Annotated in this window: 11 protein-coding genes; 8 read left to right on the forward strand and 3 right to left on the reverse strand. The window is 61.8% G+C overall.

Annotation, left to right across the window (positions count from 1 at the left end; translation table 11 throughout):
* Position 1: 1 nt before the first annotated feature.
* Genes BFQ01_RS26895 through BFQ01_RS26905 form a run of 3 tightly spaced genes read right to left on the reverse strand, consistent with a single transcriptional unit; the run spans position 2 to position 3,023 of the window.
* A complete protein-coding gene (locus tag BFQ01_RS26895; protein WP_065927637.1) occupies positions 2–1,189 on the reverse strand; it encodes an LLM class flavin-dependent oxidoreductase in 1,188 nt (395 codons plus the stop codon).
* Positions 1,190–1,235: 46 nt separating this feature from the next.
* On the reverse strand, positions 1,236–1,964 hold the full coding sequence (locus tag BFQ01_RS26900; RefSeq protein WP_065927638.1) for a class II aldolase/adducin family protein: 729 nt from the start codon (positions 1,962–1,964) through the stop codon (positions 1,236–1,238).
* 15 nt (positions 1,965–1,979) lie between these two features.
* Positions 1,980–3,023: an ABC transporter substrate-binding protein gene (locus tag BFQ01_RS26905; protein ID WP_065927639.1), complete on the reverse strand. Its 1,044-nt coding sequence runs from the start codon at positions 3,021–3,023 to the stop codon at positions 1,980–1,982.
* A 342-nt stretch (positions 3,024–3,365) separates the two neighbouring features.
* Here BFQ01_RS26905 and BFQ01_RS26910 point away from each other — a divergent pair, with 342 nt between their 5' ends.
* The 8 genes from BFQ01_RS26910 (at position 3,366) to BFQ01_RS26945 (ending at position 16,957) form a co-directional block, all read left to right on the forward strand.
* Positions 3,366–4,598 carry an acyl-CoA dehydrogenase family protein gene (locus tag BFQ01_RS26910; protein ID WP_065927640.1) on the forward strand — a complete coding sequence of 411 codons (1,233 nt, stop codon included), beginning with the start codon at positions 3,366–3,368 and terminating at the stop codon, positions 4,596–4,598.
* Between the two features lie 56 nt (positions 4,599–4,654).
* Entirely contained in the window at positions 4,655–6,421 is a 1,767-nt protein-coding gene (locus BFQ01_RS26915) for an ABC transporter ATP-binding protein (protein WP_065927641.1), read from the forward strand.
* Positions 6,414–8,252 carry an ABC transporter ATP-binding protein gene (locus BFQ01_RS26920; RefSeq protein ID WP_065927642.1) on the forward strand — a complete coding sequence of 613 codons (1,839 nt, stop codon included), beginning with the start codon at positions 6,414–6,416 and terminating at the stop codon, positions 8,250–8,252. Before BFQ01_RS26915 ends, BFQ01_RS26920 begins: the two co-directional genes overlap by 8 nt.
* A 201-nt stretch (positions 8,253–8,453) precedes the next feature.
* Positions 8,454–9,605, forward strand: coding sequence for an LLM class flavin-dependent oxidoreductase (locus tag BFQ01_RS26925; protein WP_065927643.1), 1,152 nt, complete (start codon positions 8,454–8,456; stop codon positions 9,603–9,605).
* Between the two features lie 20 nt (positions 9,606–9,625).
* Entirely contained in the window at positions 9,626–10,699 is a 1,074-nt protein-coding gene (locus tag BFQ01_RS26930; protein WP_065927644.1) for an ABC transporter substrate-binding protein, read from the forward strand.
* 88 nt (positions 10,700–10,787) lie between these two features.
* Entirely contained in the window at positions 10,788–11,846 is a 1,059-nt protein-coding gene (locus BFQ01_RS26935) for an ABC transporter substrate-binding protein (RefSeq protein ID WP_065927645.1), read from the forward strand.
* A gap of 336 nt (positions 11,847–12,182) precedes the next feature.
* Positions 12,183–14,423: a TonB-dependent receptor gene (locus BFQ01_RS26940; protein WP_065927646.1), complete on the forward strand. Its 2,241-nt coding sequence runs from the start codon at positions 12,183–12,185 to the stop codon at positions 14,421–14,423.
* Between the two features lie 68 nt (positions 14,424–14,491).
* The gene (locus tag BFQ01_RS26945) at positions 14,492–16,957 is read left to right on the forward strand and encodes a TonB-dependent receptor plug domain-containing protein (protein WP_065927647.1); all 2,466 of its coding nucleotides are present in this window, start codon (positions 14,492–14,494) and stop codon (positions 16,955–16,957) included.
* The last annotated feature ends 15 nt before the right edge of the window (positions 16,958–16,972 follow it).

The following is a 16,972-nucleotide window of genomic DNA, read 5'->3' on the forward strand; positions in this document are numbered from 1 at the left end:
TTCAAGCCTCTTGGCGCTGCGGCGACTTTTGGCTGACACCCAGACGCGGCGCTTCAAAGCCGTGGTCCAGGTCCAGCAGCGGGAACAGCAGGTCGGCCACGCGGTGCGCTTCATCGATCAGCGGGAAGCCAGACAGAATGAACGAGGAAGTGCCCTGGGCTTCGTATTCGCGGATGCGCTCGGCGACCTGTTCCGCGCTGCCCACCAAGTAGGTACCAGCGGCCGGCCCGAGGATATTGAAGCCGAACAGGCTCGGGCCAAGCCATACGTTAGGATAGATCTCCAGCTCACGCGCGGTCGGCAAACGCCCGGCGCGAATGGTCTCGACGTTACGCTGGGTCTGTGGGTCGTCGCTGTGGAAATCTTCCAGGCTCACACCGGCCGGCAACTGGCGCTCGATGGCGTTGCGCGCAGTTTGCAGCGAGGTGCGTTGCAGGAGTCTTTCGGCGTGGGCCCAGGCTTCTTCCTCGGTCTCGCGCACGATGATTTGCAGGCGTGTGCCGAAGGTCAGTTCGCGACCGATCTTCGCCGCTTCAGCGGCGACTTTGCGAAACTTGTCGCCGAGTTTTGGCGGAGTGTTGGCGAAGCTCAGATACACGTCGAGCAATTGCACCGAATGCTCGACGCCGGGCCCTGAGGTTCCGGCGCCCCACAACGGGATGCCCGGCTTCTGGTAAGGCGGATGCCAGCCGCCCAGTGGATGGTTGGCTGCGCCCGGCGAACGCGGCGCGAGCTTGATGTACTCACCGTCATAGCCTCGCGTGTCGCCGGCATAGAAGCCCTGGAACGCCCGCCAGTATTCCAGGCTGAAGGCGTACCGCTCGTCATGCGGGTAGTGCACCCCAAGTGTCGCCAGGCCCGCGTCATTGCCATTGACCACGTTGAACAGCAGACGGCCATTGGAGAACTGGTCGAAGGTCAGCGCCCACTTGGCCAACACCGCTGGCGATAACTCGCCCGGGTGCTGCGCCACCAGAAAACGCAGGCGCTGGGTGGCGTCGATCAACGACGCGGCCACCGCCAGGCTTTCATTGGGGCTGGAACCGAGCAGCGAACCGTAGTAGCCCAGGCGATCACTGGCCACGGCGAGCTGCTTGAGGTGCTGGAAATCAGTGTTCCAACGGCCTTCCGGCTCCCATGGGTACGGGCCATCGGGCGTGGTCAAGTACCAAAGAATTTTTACAGCCATAAAAAACATCCTTGAAATAGAGAACCCTGTGGGAGCTGGTAAGGCGTTAGCGGCGGTCGATGGCCGGGACCAGGCCCAGTGCCGTGGCTTGTTCGAACAGGCCGCTCATTTTCCATTGCTGGGTCAACACGCCCGGCCCGTAGGCCCGTGAGCCACCGAGCGCATCGGCAAGCAATTGCAGTTGTGCGCCCTCCTCCAGCAACAGGATGAATTCTGCGGTGGCGCGCAGGCCTTGCTTGCCCCACACGGTGGAGCCGCCATTGGCCTCCAGGATCGCCAGGTTGAAGGGGTTCTCGGCGATCTTGTCGAGGATAAAGTCCACTTCCTGTTGGCGACGGTCGATATACACCGGCAGCTCACGGGCCAACTGGTAGCGCTGCACCGGCACGTAATGGAATGGCAAGGTGCGGTGGGTCTGGGCCCAGGCGCCCAGGTACGGCGAGTGCACGTGGGACACGGTGGTCACATCCGGGTGTTGCTGGAACAGCTTGGTGTAGCGCCCCAGGCCGCCCTTGCCCTTGCCAAAAACCACGTTGCCGGCAAAGTCGGTAACCGTGGCTTGCAGCGGCTTGCGGTAGTTCCACGGGCCTGCGTAGTTCACCGATACCAACAGTTCCTGGCCAGGTACGCGCTCGATAAAGCCGACGGTCCCAGCGGCGGTGATGGTGTTTGTTTCACGGAACACGGTGAAGGCTTCTTCAGCTTCCAGCAGGACCTTGTCGATAAAGGTTTGCAGTTCCTGGCTGATCGGTTGTGTGTGGGCAATGGCAGTCATGGGGATTCTCCGGATTCAGGCGCGGCGCTTGGCCAACAGTTCATGGGCAGCTTGCAGGGGGCGCGGGTCGACCCAGTCGGCGATGGCAAAATCGCGCTCCAGGAAGCCGTGCAGGTAGAGGAAATCTTTCTGGATATCGAGGAATTCCAGGCGCTGGGCAGACAAATCCGGCGCCAGGGTGGTGTGGAAATCACCGCGATAAGCCTCGGCCACACCGGCACTGCCGGCACGAGTTTCTTCTTCTAGAATGGCGTTCAGGCTGTCGCGGTTGTTGGCCGCCCAATCGGCGGCGCTGAGGGTTTGCGCAAGAAAGCGCACCACCAGATCAAAGTGGTTGTCCAGCAGGCTCTGGTGAACGGTGATCGGACGCGGCGTGCCGTTGTTGATGCGGTAGCGCGGCTCAGCGATCAGGTCCAAGTCGATCCCCACCACCAGCCCCAGGCGGCGTGCGGCGTCGGCCGCCGAAGCGCCCTTGACGTAAACCGCATCCACCTCTCCACGCACCAGGTAATCCAGGCCGGACCACAAGCGCTGCAAACCTTGCTGCGGGTCAGGCGCTTGTTCCTGGTCCTGCAATGCCACTTCCACCAGCTCCACATCATCAAACCCCAGTTCGGCCAGGCTCAATGCGCCCTTATAACCATGCAGGCTCATGGCGCGAGCGATGCTGCCGGGACGGTTTTCACCCCAGGCCGGCAGGGCCAGGCGCTTGCCTTTGAGGTCTGCGGGACGGGTGATGCCGGAGTCCGGGCGGACCAGGATGGTCTGCCATTCCTCGATCCAGGTCAGCCCGATCAAGCGGCTCGGCGCACCCGCAGCACGTGCGGCCAATGCAGGGACGTTGCCGCCTTCGCGAAACAGCCCCGGCAAATCGTGATCATAGTGGTGCCGGCCCAACTGACGCGCCTCCTGCAAGGTGGACACCGGCAGGCCGTCGGGGGCGAACTCCTCGCTCAACCAGCCCAGCTTGTAGGCGATGCCGGACGCAGTCGGCACCGGGCAACGGGTAAACCAGATCTGCTCAAGCTCAGGCGTGGGCAGGACAGCGGAAAGGGTCATGGGCAGCTCCATTAAATTGGGCAAGTCAGTGAAGGGGGTATTGCAGAGGGCGTGCCAATCGCTCAAAGCCCCGGTTTACAAGGGCATCGAAACAAACATCCAAACGCGACTGCTGGCCTGCCAACAGCACTGCTGCTCTTCCAGCAGCCGTTTCACGACGCTGCTTCCCCAGCAGCAAACCGGCACACCCCCCTCCCCCGTACAGCAGGGGTTTGCTCGTTGGCGCAGAACTTGCTCAAGCCCTCCCAACACCAACCTCCCCGCAGGAGCCGGCTTGCCGGCGATGTTCGTCAACGATGACGCACAGCCATAAAGGAACGGGGCAAACCAAAGGATGAATGAATGACAACGTATGAACAGGCGCCCGCCCGCCACCTGCACAGCGAAACCGAGGCCATCGACGCCGCCAGAGAAATCGCCGTGGAGATCGCCAGCATTGCCGCCGACACCCAGCAAAATGGCCAACTGCCCTGGCGCCAGGCGCAATTGCTGTCCGAAAGCGGCATCACCGCCATCGGTGTACCTAAGGCCTTCGGCGGCCTGGGCGCATCGGTGCAGACCATCGTCGAAACCGTGCGCATCATTTCGGTGGCCGACGGCGGCGTCGGGCAACTGCTGCAAATCCACAATGTGATGCTGCGCGGGATTTTCAACGGTTACCCGGATGCAGTACGCGATCGGCTGGTCAGCGATGTCCTGGCTGGCAAGCGTTTCGGCAACGCCCTGGCCGAGGTAGGCGGCAAGAACAAGTTCGCCCTCAAGACCCGCGTCGAACGCCGCGAGGACGGCGCCCTGGTACTCAATGGCAGCAAGTTTTACTCCACGGGCTCTTACCTGGCCGAATGGATCTCCCTCACGGCCGCCTCGGATGACGGCGGTGCCGGCGTACTGCTCAACCGCAACACGCCAGGCCTGACCCTGGTGGACGACTGGGACGCCTTCGGCCAGAACAACTCGGTGAGTGGCACGGTGAACTTCGATAATATCGTGCTGGATGAGGATTTTGTTTCACGCCGCAAGGGCCCAATGAAACGTACGGGGTTGACCTTCCCGCAGATCCTTCACGCGGCCATTGATACGGGCATCGCGGCCGGCGCGTTGTCGGCGGCCGTCGACTACCTCAAGCACAACGCTCGGCCTTGGGTAGAAAGCGGCGTAGACCATGCCAATGAGGAGCCGCACATCATCAAACAGATTGGCGAATACGCCGTGGCCCTGCGCGCCGCTGAATCCCTGCTGCGCGATGCGGCACGGATATTTGACCACCATGAGCAAGACCTGGAAAACAAAGAGCTGCAAGACGAGCTGATCCTTTCGGTGGCCACTGCCCGTGCCCATTCGGACAGCGCCTCGCTGAAGATCTCCAGCGATATCTTCTCGCTGCTGGGGGCCAGTTCATCGCTGAGCAAATGGAACCTCGACCGCTTCTGGCGCAATGCCCGGGTGCACACCACCCACGACCCGATCCGCTGGCGCCTGCACCATGTGGGCAACTACTACCTCAATGGCGTGGACCCCGGCGAATACACCGCGATCCTCAACGCCAAGGAAACCCAAGGCGCTACACGCAAATAAATCACCGTAGGGTTTTGTGTGTGCCCTTACACGCCGTTTATGCCAATGAGCTTTTCATGATCGAACGACACCCTCTTCTACGCAGCCTGGCGATCTATAGGGAAATGCCCTGGCGATTCACCCTGGTGGCGGCGCTGTACGTGGCCATCAACCTAGGCCTGGTCTGGCAGCAATGGCTGATCGGCCATGCAGTCAATGACGTGAGCGCCGGGCGTGCCGTGGTACGCCTCGGCGACGGCAGCCTGGATGCCGGCCTTGGCTGGTACTGGCTGGGCCTGATGCTGGCCGTGGCCCTGGGCCGTGGCGTGCTGCAATACATCGCCAGCGTGTTGTCGCTGGTGATCAGCCAGGAACTGCTGACGCGCCTGCGCGAACGCATCCTGGCCCAGGTGCAAAGCCTGCACCTGGGCTATCACTGGCAGCACGGCATGGGTGAAATGATCACCCGCACCACCCGTGATGCCGACAAAGTGCGCGACGCGTTGATCACCTTCTGGCGGCAGTTGGTAGAGACACCACTGGTGGTGCTGGCCACGGTTGGCCTGCTGAGCTGGTACAACCCTCTGCTGGGGTTGGTGCCGCTGTTGCTGACGGTGACCGGCTTGGCGATTTTCGTGCGCCAGACCGAACAGCTGGTGAGCCTGGATCACGCGGTCGGCAGCGCCTATGACCGGGTCAACCAAGACCTGAGCGAAGGCATTGGCGGCGTGCGGGTGATCAAGTCGTTCGCCCTGGAGCAGCGGCGTATCCAGGGCTTTGCCGATCAGGTGGCGGTGTTTGCTGCGTTGGCGCGCCAAGCCCTGGCTTATTCCAGCTCACGTATTCCGCTGCCCCAGGCGGTAGTGGCGCTGGGTCACGTGTGGATCCTGGTATACGGCGCGCACCTGGTGGCGACCGGTCAACTGGGCATCGGCGAATTGGTCACTTCGCTGCTGATCGCCACCACCCTGGTGTTTCGTATCGAAGGCATTGGCCGGGTGATGCAGACCTTCGCCGATGCTCGCGCCAGTGCCGAACGCATCTGGCAACTGCTGGACGCTCCGGCCGCGATCCGCAGCGGTGCTGCCACCCTACCCGCCAGCTCGCTGGGACTGAAGCTGGAACAGGTCAGCGTGACCGCGCCCGGTGGTGGCCGCGACATTTTGCACGGCTGTTCGCTGACATTGCAGCCGGGTGAAATCGTCGCGCTGGTGGGCGCAACTGGTACCGGTAAGAGCCTGCTCGCCAGCTTACTGCCACGCCTGACCGATGTAACCGCCGGGCGCCTGTTGCTCGGTTCGGACAACGACGGCTGGCATGACATCCGTAACCTGCAACTGGGCCCGCTGCGTCAGCGAGTGCATGTGGTACCCCAGGAGAGTTTCCTGTTTGCCGGCAGCCTGGCGGCCAACCTGCGCCTGACCGCGCCTAATGCCACTGACGAAGAACTGCGCGAAGCGTTGCATCAAGCCGCTGCTGAAGATGTCCTGCAGCGCCTGCCCCTGGGCCTTGAAACCCCTCTCGGCGATAGGGGGGTGACCTTATCCGGCGGCCAGCGCCAACGCCTGTGCCTGGCCCGCGCGCTGCTCGGAAAACCCGACATCCTGTGCCTGGACGACGCCACCAGCGCCCTCGACGCCATCAGCGAGCGCCAGGTGCTGCACAACCTTGGACACCTGCGCGGCACCACGGTGCTGGTGATCTCCAGCAAGCTCTCGACCATCCTGCTGGCCGACCGCGTGCTGATGCTGGACGACGGCAGGATCACCGCCCAAGGCACCCATGCTGAACTGCAATCAACCAATGCGCACTACCGCGACCTGCTGGGGGTAGACAATGGCTAACCCGCTGCCAGGCAAAGCCTTGAGCGATATCGAAATCGAAGAAATGCTGGCGAAAAAGGTCCTCGATCGTGGCATGTTCAAGCGCTTGCTGCCGTTGCTGCGACCGATCCGTCGGCAGATTGCGGCTGTTATCGGCATTGAGATCCTACTGGTGTTCACCGTGTTCCTGCGGCCCTGGTTTGTACGCGAGCTGCTGGACCGAGGGCTGATCCGGCAAGCCGATCACTGGCTGCTGGAGGAAAACCTGGTGCTATGGCTAGGCCTGGGCCTGGCGACAAGTTGGCTGGCGCGTTTCCTGCTGGCCGGCGTCTCGCAGTTTGTTGCCGGCGGCGCGGCGATCCGCGTGTTGAATGCCTTGCGCGTGCAGGTGTTTGCCCATGTGCAGAACCTAAGCGTGAGCTACTTCGACCTGACCCGTGCAGGGCGCATCATTTCCCGGGTCGACCGCGATGTCGACGCCCTCGAACCGCTGGTGATCCAGGGTCCGCCGGAGTTGCTGGGCGCCGTGCTGCGCTGCGGCCTGGCCTCGGTAATGCTCTGGCGCATCGACCCACGGTTCTTCCTCAGCCTGGTGTCGACGGTGCCATTGCTGGTGCTCGCGACATGGAGCTTCAAGCGTATTTCCCAGCGCAACTGGGCCAAGGTCGCGGAGAACCGCAGCCGCTTTACTGCGCACTTGGTGGAAAGTGTCAGCGGTGCGCGCTTGCTGCAACAGTGCGCCCAGGAGGCGCCGAACCTGCAGCGCTATCGCGTGCTGCTGGATGATTTCAACCATGCGCTGATTCGCGGCAGTTTGCGCTCGTCGTGGTTTGCACCGTTTACCGCACTGCTCAGTTCAGCAGGCATCGCGCTGTTATTGCTGGTGGGTGCGTATGGGTTGGCGGCGGGTGAAGTCAGTGTCGGCCAGGTGGCAGAAAGCCTGTTCTACGTGTTTCTGTTCCTGGGGCCATTGCAGGAGCTGTCGGACCTGTTTGAACGCTACGCCACGGGTTCGGCGTCGGCCCAGCGGATCTTCCTGTTGCTTGACACGCGCCCGCAGATCGTCGACAGCGCTACCCCCCGCGCATTGGAGCGCGCCCGTGGAGAAGTGCAGTTTGACCAAGTGGAGTTCGATTATGGTCAGGCGCCCGTAATCAAAGGCTTGAGCCTGCATATTCCAGCCGGAGAAGTGCTGGCGATCGTCGGCCCGTCCGGCCACGGCAAAAGTACCTTGGTGCAACTGCTGACACGCTTCTACGAAGTCCAAGCCGGCGCCGTGCGACTCGACGGCATCAATGTGCGCGACCTGGCGCAACACACCTTGCGTCGCCATGTGGGCGTGGTGTTGCAGGACAATGTACTGTTCAGCGGCAGCATCCTCGACAACCTGCGCCTGGCCGCGCCCCATGCCGATGATGCAACGCTGGTCGCCGCTGCCCGTGAACTGGGCGCCGATGAAGTTCTGGAACGCCTGCCCCATCAATACCACACTGAAGTAGGGCCGCTGGGGGCTCATCTGAGCCATGGCCAGCGGCAACTGGTGTGCCTGGTGCGCGCGTACCTGGCGGACCCGGCGGTGCTGGTTCTGGATGAGGCGACGTCGGCGGTCGATATTCATACCGAACGGCGTATCCAACGGGCCTTGCGACGCCTGTGTGAGGGGCGCACGGCAATCATCATCGCCCACCGCCTGGCAACAATTCGGGATGCCGACCGGATTGCCGTGGTACGCCACGGCCAAGTGGTGGAACTGGGGCCACACCAGCAATTGATCGGACAGGTCGGGCCCTACGCAGCGCTGTACCACACCTACCTGCGCAGCGCCCATCAACCTGACGCCATCGCCCTGTAGAAGCCGGCTTGCCGGCCCCCTGAAAGCATATGTTGCGCGTCCAGCATTGGTTGCTGGGAGGCTGCTGCTACAGCAGCAGCCCTCTCCTTCTGAAGTGCGGTTGCCCCCGTAGCCACTGGCCGAAGCGCCCATGGCATGCACGTTGCACAGACCTTGCGCATCAGGTCTGCGCCCCTTGCACGACTCAAATCAGGAGCACCCATGAGCACTGAATTTTTCTGGCGCCTGCCGTTGGGCACCGACGGTCCGCAACTGACCACCGACAAACACAACCGTGGCAACCCCGACTACCGGCCTGGCAATATCGCCCCGGGGCGATTACCCAACGGCGAGCCAGATGACTTCACCTACATCGACTACATCGCCCAAGTGGCCAAGGCCGCCGAACTTGCAGGTTTTGAAGGCGCCCTGCTGCCCACTGGCCCCGAGCCCTGGATCGCCGCTGCAGCGCTGGCCCGCGAAACCCGGCGCATCAAGTTCCTGATCGCCTTCCAAGCCACCTGGACCCTGCCCGCCTACGCCGCGCAGCAAGCCGCGATTCTGCAGAACCTCAGCCGTGGCCGCCTGGAGTGGAACATCATCACCGGAGGTAACCCCGCGAGCCAGCGCGCCAATGGTGATTTCCTCGAACATGACCTGCGCTACAAGCGCACCGGCGAATTCCTGGACATCATCCAGGGCCTGTGGAAGAACGAAAAATTCTCCTACGACGGTGAGATCTACCAACTGGAAAACGGTGCCCTGCCCACCGGCCTGCGTCATGAGCGCAAGCCAGGAGTTTATTTCTCCGGATTCTCCGATGCTGCGTTGGGCGTTGCCGCCAAACACGCCGACGTGTACCTGAATTGGGCCGAGCCCATCGACAAGCTCAAGCCGCATATCGAGCGCGTACGCGAGTTGGCTGACAAACAAGGGCGCACGGTACGTTTCGGCCTGCGGGTCGACCTGTTCGCCCGTGAGACCGAAGAGCTGGCCTGGAAAGACCTGCGACGCCAATTCGACAAACTCGAAGGCAAGACCAGTATGGTTGCCAAAGGTTTTACCAGCGGTTCGGATTCAGTCGGCGGCGCGCGGCAGACCGCCTATCACCAGAACGTCGACCGCTTCGACGACCTGACCATCGGCCCCAACCTCTGGGCTGGTTTCGCCAAGGCCAAGCCGGGACCCACCGTCGGCCTGGTGGGCAGCCACGAAAACATCGCCGAGCGCCTGGTGGAATACCGCGACGCTGGCTTCTCGACCTTTATCCTTGCCGGCAACCCGCACCTTGAGGAAGCCTTGCGCATTGGCCAGGAAGTATTGCCGCTGGTGCACCAACGCCCGGCGATCCAACCTTTGAAAGCCAGCGCCTAAGCGCTGGGGGAGAACCTCTGATGACACAACCCCTCGACACTCTCTGGTATACCCGTTGTCCTGTGCCAACCGGGCTGGGCATCGCCGTACAAAAGGGCTGGTTGCAAGACACCGTCGGCGCCTTGGGCACCGAGGTGCAGTCCCTGCGCGAATCGAATGACAAGGCCGTGCGCGAGTCGCACTTCGACCACACCTTGCAGAACTCGGTGCGCCATGGCGGCAATATCCCGGCGATCTGGGCCCGCGCCCAAGGCCGCGAAACCCGGGTGATCGGCTTGTCCTGGGCGGATGAAGTGCAACTGATCCTGACCCGCCCGGACAGCGGCATCAAGACCGTCAAGGACCTCAACGGCCGCACCTTCGGCTTGCCGGACTGGGCCGGCGTTCAAATCGACTTCACCCGCGCCCAGGCCCTGCGCGGCCTGGAAAACGCGCTGTCGCTGGAAGGCTTAAAAGTCGGCGATGTGAAGCTTGTCAACTTCCGCTACGGCGGTACCTTCAGTGACAGCGCCGTGCGCAATGTAGCCGGCACGCCGGTTAACACCCAGGTCAGCGCGCGCAACCTGGAACTGATCGGCCTGCTGCGCGGCGAGGTGGATGCAATTTTCCTCAAGGGCGCCAGCGCCGCCCAGCACGCCCATGATTTCGGCCTGCATATCGTGATCGATACAGGCGCCCACCCCGACCCACTGATCCGCAGCAACAACGGCACCCCACGCACGCTGGCGGTAGACCTGAACCTGCTGGAGAACCATTTTGACGTGGCCACTGGCATCCTCGACGCGGTGCTGCGCGCCGAACAGTGGGCCCATACCCACCCGGAAGACACCCGCCGTTACCTGGCGCGGGAAACCAACAGCAGCGAGTATTGGGTGACAGCCGCCTATGGCCACGACGCGCACCTGCGCCTGCGTACCGAGCTGGATGAACAGGCGATTGATGCCCTGCAGGACTTCACCAACTTTTTGCACCGTTGGCGCTTTATTCCACAGCGCTTCGATGTGCGTGAATGGATCGATGCACGGCCGTTGAACACTGTGCTCAACGACAACGCCAACCCTGCAGGAGCTGGGTTGCCAGCGATGGCCTCCTAATGATTACTGCATCATTCACGGGCGCCATCGCCAGCAAGCCGGGCTCCTGCAATGTGCGAACATTTCATGGATTTGAACGAAGAATTTTATGAGCAAACCACTCGATACTCTCTGGTATACCCACAGCCCGGTCCCCACCGGGCTTGGCATCGCGGTGCAGTCCGGGCGACTGGCCGAAGCCTTCCTACCCTTTGGCACCAATATCCAATCGTTGCGCGAATCCACCGAGCGGGAAGTGCGCGAAGCCCACTATGACCATCACCTGCAGAATTCGGTGCGTCACGGTGGCAATATCCCGGCGATCTGGGCCTACGCCAGTGGTGTCGAAACCCGCGTACTGGGCTTGTCATGGAGCGACGAGGTGCAGTTGATCCTGACCACCGCAGAGAGCGGTGTTAAGAACGTACGCGACCTGAAAAACCGCCGTTTCGGTCTGCCCAAGTGGGCCAACGTACAGATCGACTTCACGCGTGCCCAGGCCCTGCGTGGCCTGGAAAACGCGCTCAAACTCGAAGGTTTGAACGTGTCGGACGTGGAGCTGGTGGACTACCCCTATGGCGGGACCTACAGCGATCACCAGACCTCCTATGTGTATGGCCCCGAAATCGGACTGGGGGTCAGCCGCTTCAGCCGGCGCAACAATGAACTGATCGGCCTGCTGCGCGGCGATATCGACGCGATCTTTCTCAAGGGCGCCCACGCTGTGCACTTAGCCAATGAGTTCGGTTTGCATGTCGTGGTAGACACCGGCTCGCACCCGGACCCGTTGATCCGCAGCAACAACGGCACGCCGCGCACCCTCACCGTGGATATCAACCTGCTGCAAGAGCATTTCGATGCCAGCGTGAAAATCGTCGATACCGTGCTGCGCACCGAACAATGGGCCTGGGCCAACCCGGATGAAACCCGGCGCTTTCTCGCCAAAGAACTCAATACCAGCGAATACTGGGTCACGGCCGCCTATGGTGAAGATGCGCACCGTCGACTGCGGACCACGCTGGACTCGCGCTCGATCGATGCGTTGCAGGATTTCACCGACTTCCTGTTCCGCTGGAACTTCATCCCGCGCCGCTTCGATGTGCGCGACTGGATCGACTTCAGCGTGCTGGAAAAAGTCATTGGTTCCACTTCGCGCGTCGCTGTTTAGCCCTACCCTACCTGTAGGAGCCCGGCTTGCTGGCGATGGCAGCCGTGAAAACGCCATCGCCGGCAAGCCGGGCTCCTACAATTAATGTGTGATCAGTGCCAGCTGTGTTGGCCTGGCAACACTTTCCCTGCTGCTCCAGCAGCACCCTGCGCGCACTTTCTGCTGAATCCTCCGCAGGTCGTTTTCACGCCTCTTGAAAGCGTTATAAAACTCAGCTTTATATATATTTTTTATAATTAAAATCAGTAGTTTACGATCATGTATCAACACTGAAATCCTCTTGGCACGATCTCTGCTCTACCCCCCTTAAGGACATATTTTCCGGGGGAGACTGCAATGCATAAAATCAATCCGATCACCAAGGGCCTTTGGCTCGCTTTGCTCGTCGCCGGCAGCACGCACGCCGCTGAAGACGACGCCAGCAAGACCGAGCCGTCACTCAAGACCGTGACCGTCACCGCGCAACACCGCGAGCAAACCCTTCAAGAGGTTCCGGTGGCGGTATCGGCGGTCCAGGGCACCAGCATCGTCGCCGATGGCCTACGTAACATGGGCGACATCACCACCTTCATTCCCAACGCCTCGGCCAAGAACCCCGACGGCGACGGTCGCCCGCGCTGGTACATCCGCGGGCTGGGCACTGGCGACACTGGTGCGGCCACGGTTTACCCCGTAGGCATTTATGCCGATGACGTGTACCTGAATGCACCGATTGCCGGTGGCGGCCCGCTGTGGGACCTGGAGCGCATCGAGATCCTGCGCGGGCCACAGGGCACGCTCTACGGCAAGAACACCACGGCCGGCGCGGTAAATATCATCTCGAAGAAACCGACGTTCGACACCGACGGTTTCGGCACCATCGGCTTTGGCAGCAAGAACGAACGCATCCTCAGCGGCGCCCTCGGCGGTGCCCTGGTGGATGAGAAACTCGCCGCGCGGATCTCGCTGTACTCCGAAGAGCGCGACGGTTTCCAGAAGAACCTGGTGGACGATCACACCTACGGTGACGTGAACAAAAAGGCCGTGCGCCTGCAGTTCTTCGCCCAGCTCAACGACGACCTGGACGCGCTGTGGAAGATCCACAGCCGCCAGTTCAAGGGCGATGGCGCCAACGGTGCGCTGACCCTGGGCCGCTATTACAACGTGGGCTACCAGCGGCCGGCCGGGCGCGATATCGAGCTCAATGTGAAAGACGATTCCAAGCTCAATCACGACGGTACTTCGCTGACCCTCAACTGGCACCTGGGCGACTACACCCTCACGTCCATCAGCGCCTATGACTATATTCGCGGCCAGTCCAGCAGTGACGGCGACTACACGCCGTACGAGGTCAACGGGACCTCCACCGCAGACAACAAATACGCTCAGTATTCCCAGGAAATCCGCCTGGCCTCGCCCCAGCAGGAAACCCTGCGCTGGCTGGCCGGTGCGCACTATTTCCACGAAGATCTGGATAGCACCGCCGGGCGTTTTATCCAGCCCGGCCCGACCCCCAACGGCACAGGTTCGAACCAGATTGGGGGCGCCACGGATTTTCGTGACCTGAGCTACGACCATAAGACTGACAGCTACGCGCTATTCGGCAACCTGACCTACGACTTCACCGACAACTTCAGCGTGACCGGTGGCCTGCGCTGGACCCAGGAAAAGAAAGACATCGACCTCAGCCTGACCCAGTTGACCCGCGCCACCGCCAACGGCCCATTGATCCCGCTAGCCGCCGCCGGCAGCAACGGCAATCGCCAGGAGGATAAAACCTGGGAAGCCTGGACCTACGACCTGACCCCGGAATACCGCATCAACGACAACGTGCGCGTGTTTTTCCGCTACGCCCATGGCTTCCGTTCCGGCGGTTTCAACACCGGGTTGTCCACCAGCCTGTCGCAACTGACCACGGTAGACCCGGAACAACTCGACGCCTATGAGTTCGGCGTGAAGTCCGAGTGGTTCAACCATCGCCTGACCGCCAACGCGAATATCTTCTACTACGACTATTCGGACATTCAGGTGAACCTGCTGACGGTTAACAACGGAGTACTGACAACCGCCTTGACCAACGGCGCCAAGGGTAAGGTCAAAGGTGCCGAGCTGGAACTGGAAGGCCAACCCACCGACTACTTGCACCTGCGCGCAGCGATCTCGTTCCTGGACAGCGAATACACCGATTTCAAAAACACCAACCCCACCACCGGCGCAGTCACCGGCGACTATAGCGGCAACAGCTTCGTGCGCTCGCCGCGTAATGTGGTGTCCTTGGGCGGCGACTACACCATCCCACTGGAAATCGGCGGCAAGCTGGTGGCGGGGGCGGATGTGAGTTTCCGCGACAAGGAATACTTCCTCGCCGACCGCCAGAGTAGCGCCGACAAGGACCTGAGCCAGCCTCACTACACCTTGGCCAACAGTCGCCTGACCTGGTACAGCACCGACGAAAAACTCAGCGTCACCGGCTTCGTCAACAACCTCACCGACCGCCGCTACCAAGTCCATGGCCGGCCGAACGGTGGCTTGGGCCAGTACGTGATCACCTACGGCGACCCTCGCACCGTAGGCCTTAGCGTGACCAGCCGCTTCTAACCCAACCACACCTCCACTCCCTGTAGGAGCCGGCAAGCCGGGCTCCTACATTCTGAAAGGACCTTTTTATGTTCCAACGCACTCCGTTGGCCGGCGCCATTGCGCTGGTCATGGGCAGCCTTGCCGTGCCTGTATTTGCGGCAGACGATACGCAGCCAACTGCAAAAAACGATCGCCTGGACACCGTAGTGGTACTAGGCACCCGCCGCAGCGACTTGACCGCCCTGCAAAGCGCAGCACCCGTCGACGTACTGTCTGGCGAGCAATTGCAGCAAACCGGCGCCACCGATCTGTCCGGCGCCCTCACCGCCTTGTCGCCGTCGTTCAACTTCCCACAATCACCTCAAGGAGCCTTCGGCGGCTCCATCGCCCAGGGCGCTTCGCTGCGTGGCTTGGCGTCGGACCAAGTGCTGGTGCTGGTCAACGGCAAGCGCCGTCACAGCAGCGCGAATATCACCCGTCAGAGCCTGGTGAATGGGCGTGGCGCGGCGGCGGTGGACTTGAGCCTGATTCCGTTGAGTGCGATCCAGCGCGTAGAGATCCTGCGCGACGGCGCCGCAGCCCAATATGGCTCCGACGCCATCGCGGGGGTAATCAACATTGTGCTCAAGGAAAACGACGACGGCGGCAATCTGGGCTATCGCTTTGGCGGCTATGACAAAGGCGATGGCCTGCAGCGTAAGCTCAACGGCTGGAAGGGTTTCACGCTGCCCAACGACGGCTTCCTGACCTTGAGCTTCGACGCCGGCAGCCAGGACCCGGCCAGCGACACGAACCCCGACAACCGGATCTTTTACCCCGGAGATACCAGTGTTAACACGCCCCGCGAGCAGAATAACCGCTACCGCACCTGGCGTTGGGGTGCAGGCAATGTCTCGGACCAGTACAACTTCGTGGCCAACAGCGAGGTCGGCATCGGCGAGAGCCTGACCGCCTACGGCTTCGCCACCTACTCCCACAAGAACACCGACGCCGAAGGTTTCTTCGACCCGCCTACCACCTTGCGTAACAACTACGGCAGTAACGCGTTGGCGCGCTACCCGGACGGCCGCTTGCCGATCACCCGCTACGGCCTGGAGGATTATGCGGTGACCGGCGGGCTGCGCTGGGAGAACGAGCGTCTGGGCAAATTCGACCTGGCGCTCAACCATGGTAATAACACCCTTAAATCCACCGACCGCAATGCGATCAACCCCAGCTACGGCACCAATAGCCCATCGAAGATCTACACCGGAGAGCGCGAAAACGACCAGACCAACTTGACCCTGGACTGGGTGCGCGACTTTCCCACCGACCTGTTGTTCAAGCCGCTGACACTCTCCGCCGGGCTGGCCTGGCGCAAGGAAAACTATCAACTGAGCGCGGGTGAAGCGGCGGGCTGGCAGAACGGCCCGCTGTTCAACACGGCCGACCCGATCACCGGGCGCCGAATTCCAGGTTATTACTCAGGCATCACCCAGGTAGATGCTGCCTCGCTGGATCGCAAGGTACTGGGCGCCTACATTGACGTCGAGGGCCAGGTTACCGAGAAATTCCAGGCCGGCGTGGCGGTGCGTACTGAGCACTATTCGGACTTTGGCGACACCACCAACGGCAAACTGTCCCTGCGCTACGACTTCACTCCACAGATCGCCGCACGGGCCACTGCGAGCACCGGGTATCGCGCGCCTTCGTTGGTGCAGAGCGGCATGTCCTCGTTCAGTGTGCAGGTGGTAGAGCAACCACCGGGCAGCGGCAACTTCGTCGAGGTGCAACAACGTACGTTGCGCGCCAACAGCCCGGAAGCCCAGGCGCTTGGCGGCAAGGCGCTCAAGCCGGAGGAGTCGACCAACTATTCCCTGGGCCTGGTCTGGCGCCCACTGGAAAATGCCTCGGTCACGGTGGACGCGTACCGCATCAACATCGACAACCGCATCACCCTTTCCGACCAGTTGCCCGCCAGCGTGGTCACGCCGATCTTCGCCGGTACACCCTACGCCAATATCCAGAGCGCGGCGTTCTACACCAACGTCGCCGACACCCGCACCGACGGTATCGAGTTGACCGGCAATTACCAGTGGGACCTGCAGCAGTGGGGTCGCCTGAACCTGAGCGGCGGCTTTGCCAAGACCGACACCACCATCACTGGCTTGCGCGATGTGGGCAATATCAAGGGTTCGCAGATTGTCGGGCGCAACACACAGGGCCTGATCGAGGAAGGCACGCCGGACACCAAGCTGACCCTGAGCGCCAACTGGCTGTATGAAAACTGGGGCCTGACCGTGGCCCAGCGCCGCTATGGCGAATGGAAAAGCCTCAATGCCACCAATCCCAGCCTGGATCAAACCTACAGCCCGCAATGGGTGACCGATCTCGACCTGTCGTATACCTTCCACAAGGGCGTAAAAGTCTCGGTGGGTGCGATCAATCTGTTCGATACCCACCCTGACAAATCCGATGGTGCGCAGTTGTATGGGGTACCGAAATACTCCATCACCAGCCCGGAAGGCGCACAGGGGGCGTTTTATTACACCAGCGTGAGCTACGACTTCTGAGGCGGCTGCTGAATG

Source organism: Pseudomonas sp. 8 R 14 (genome assembly GCF_900005955.1).
In the GTDB taxonomy this organism is placed as follows: Bacteria; Pseudomonadota; Gammaproteobacteria; order Pseudomonadales; family Pseudomonadaceae; genus Aquipseudomonas; species Aquipseudomonas marginalis.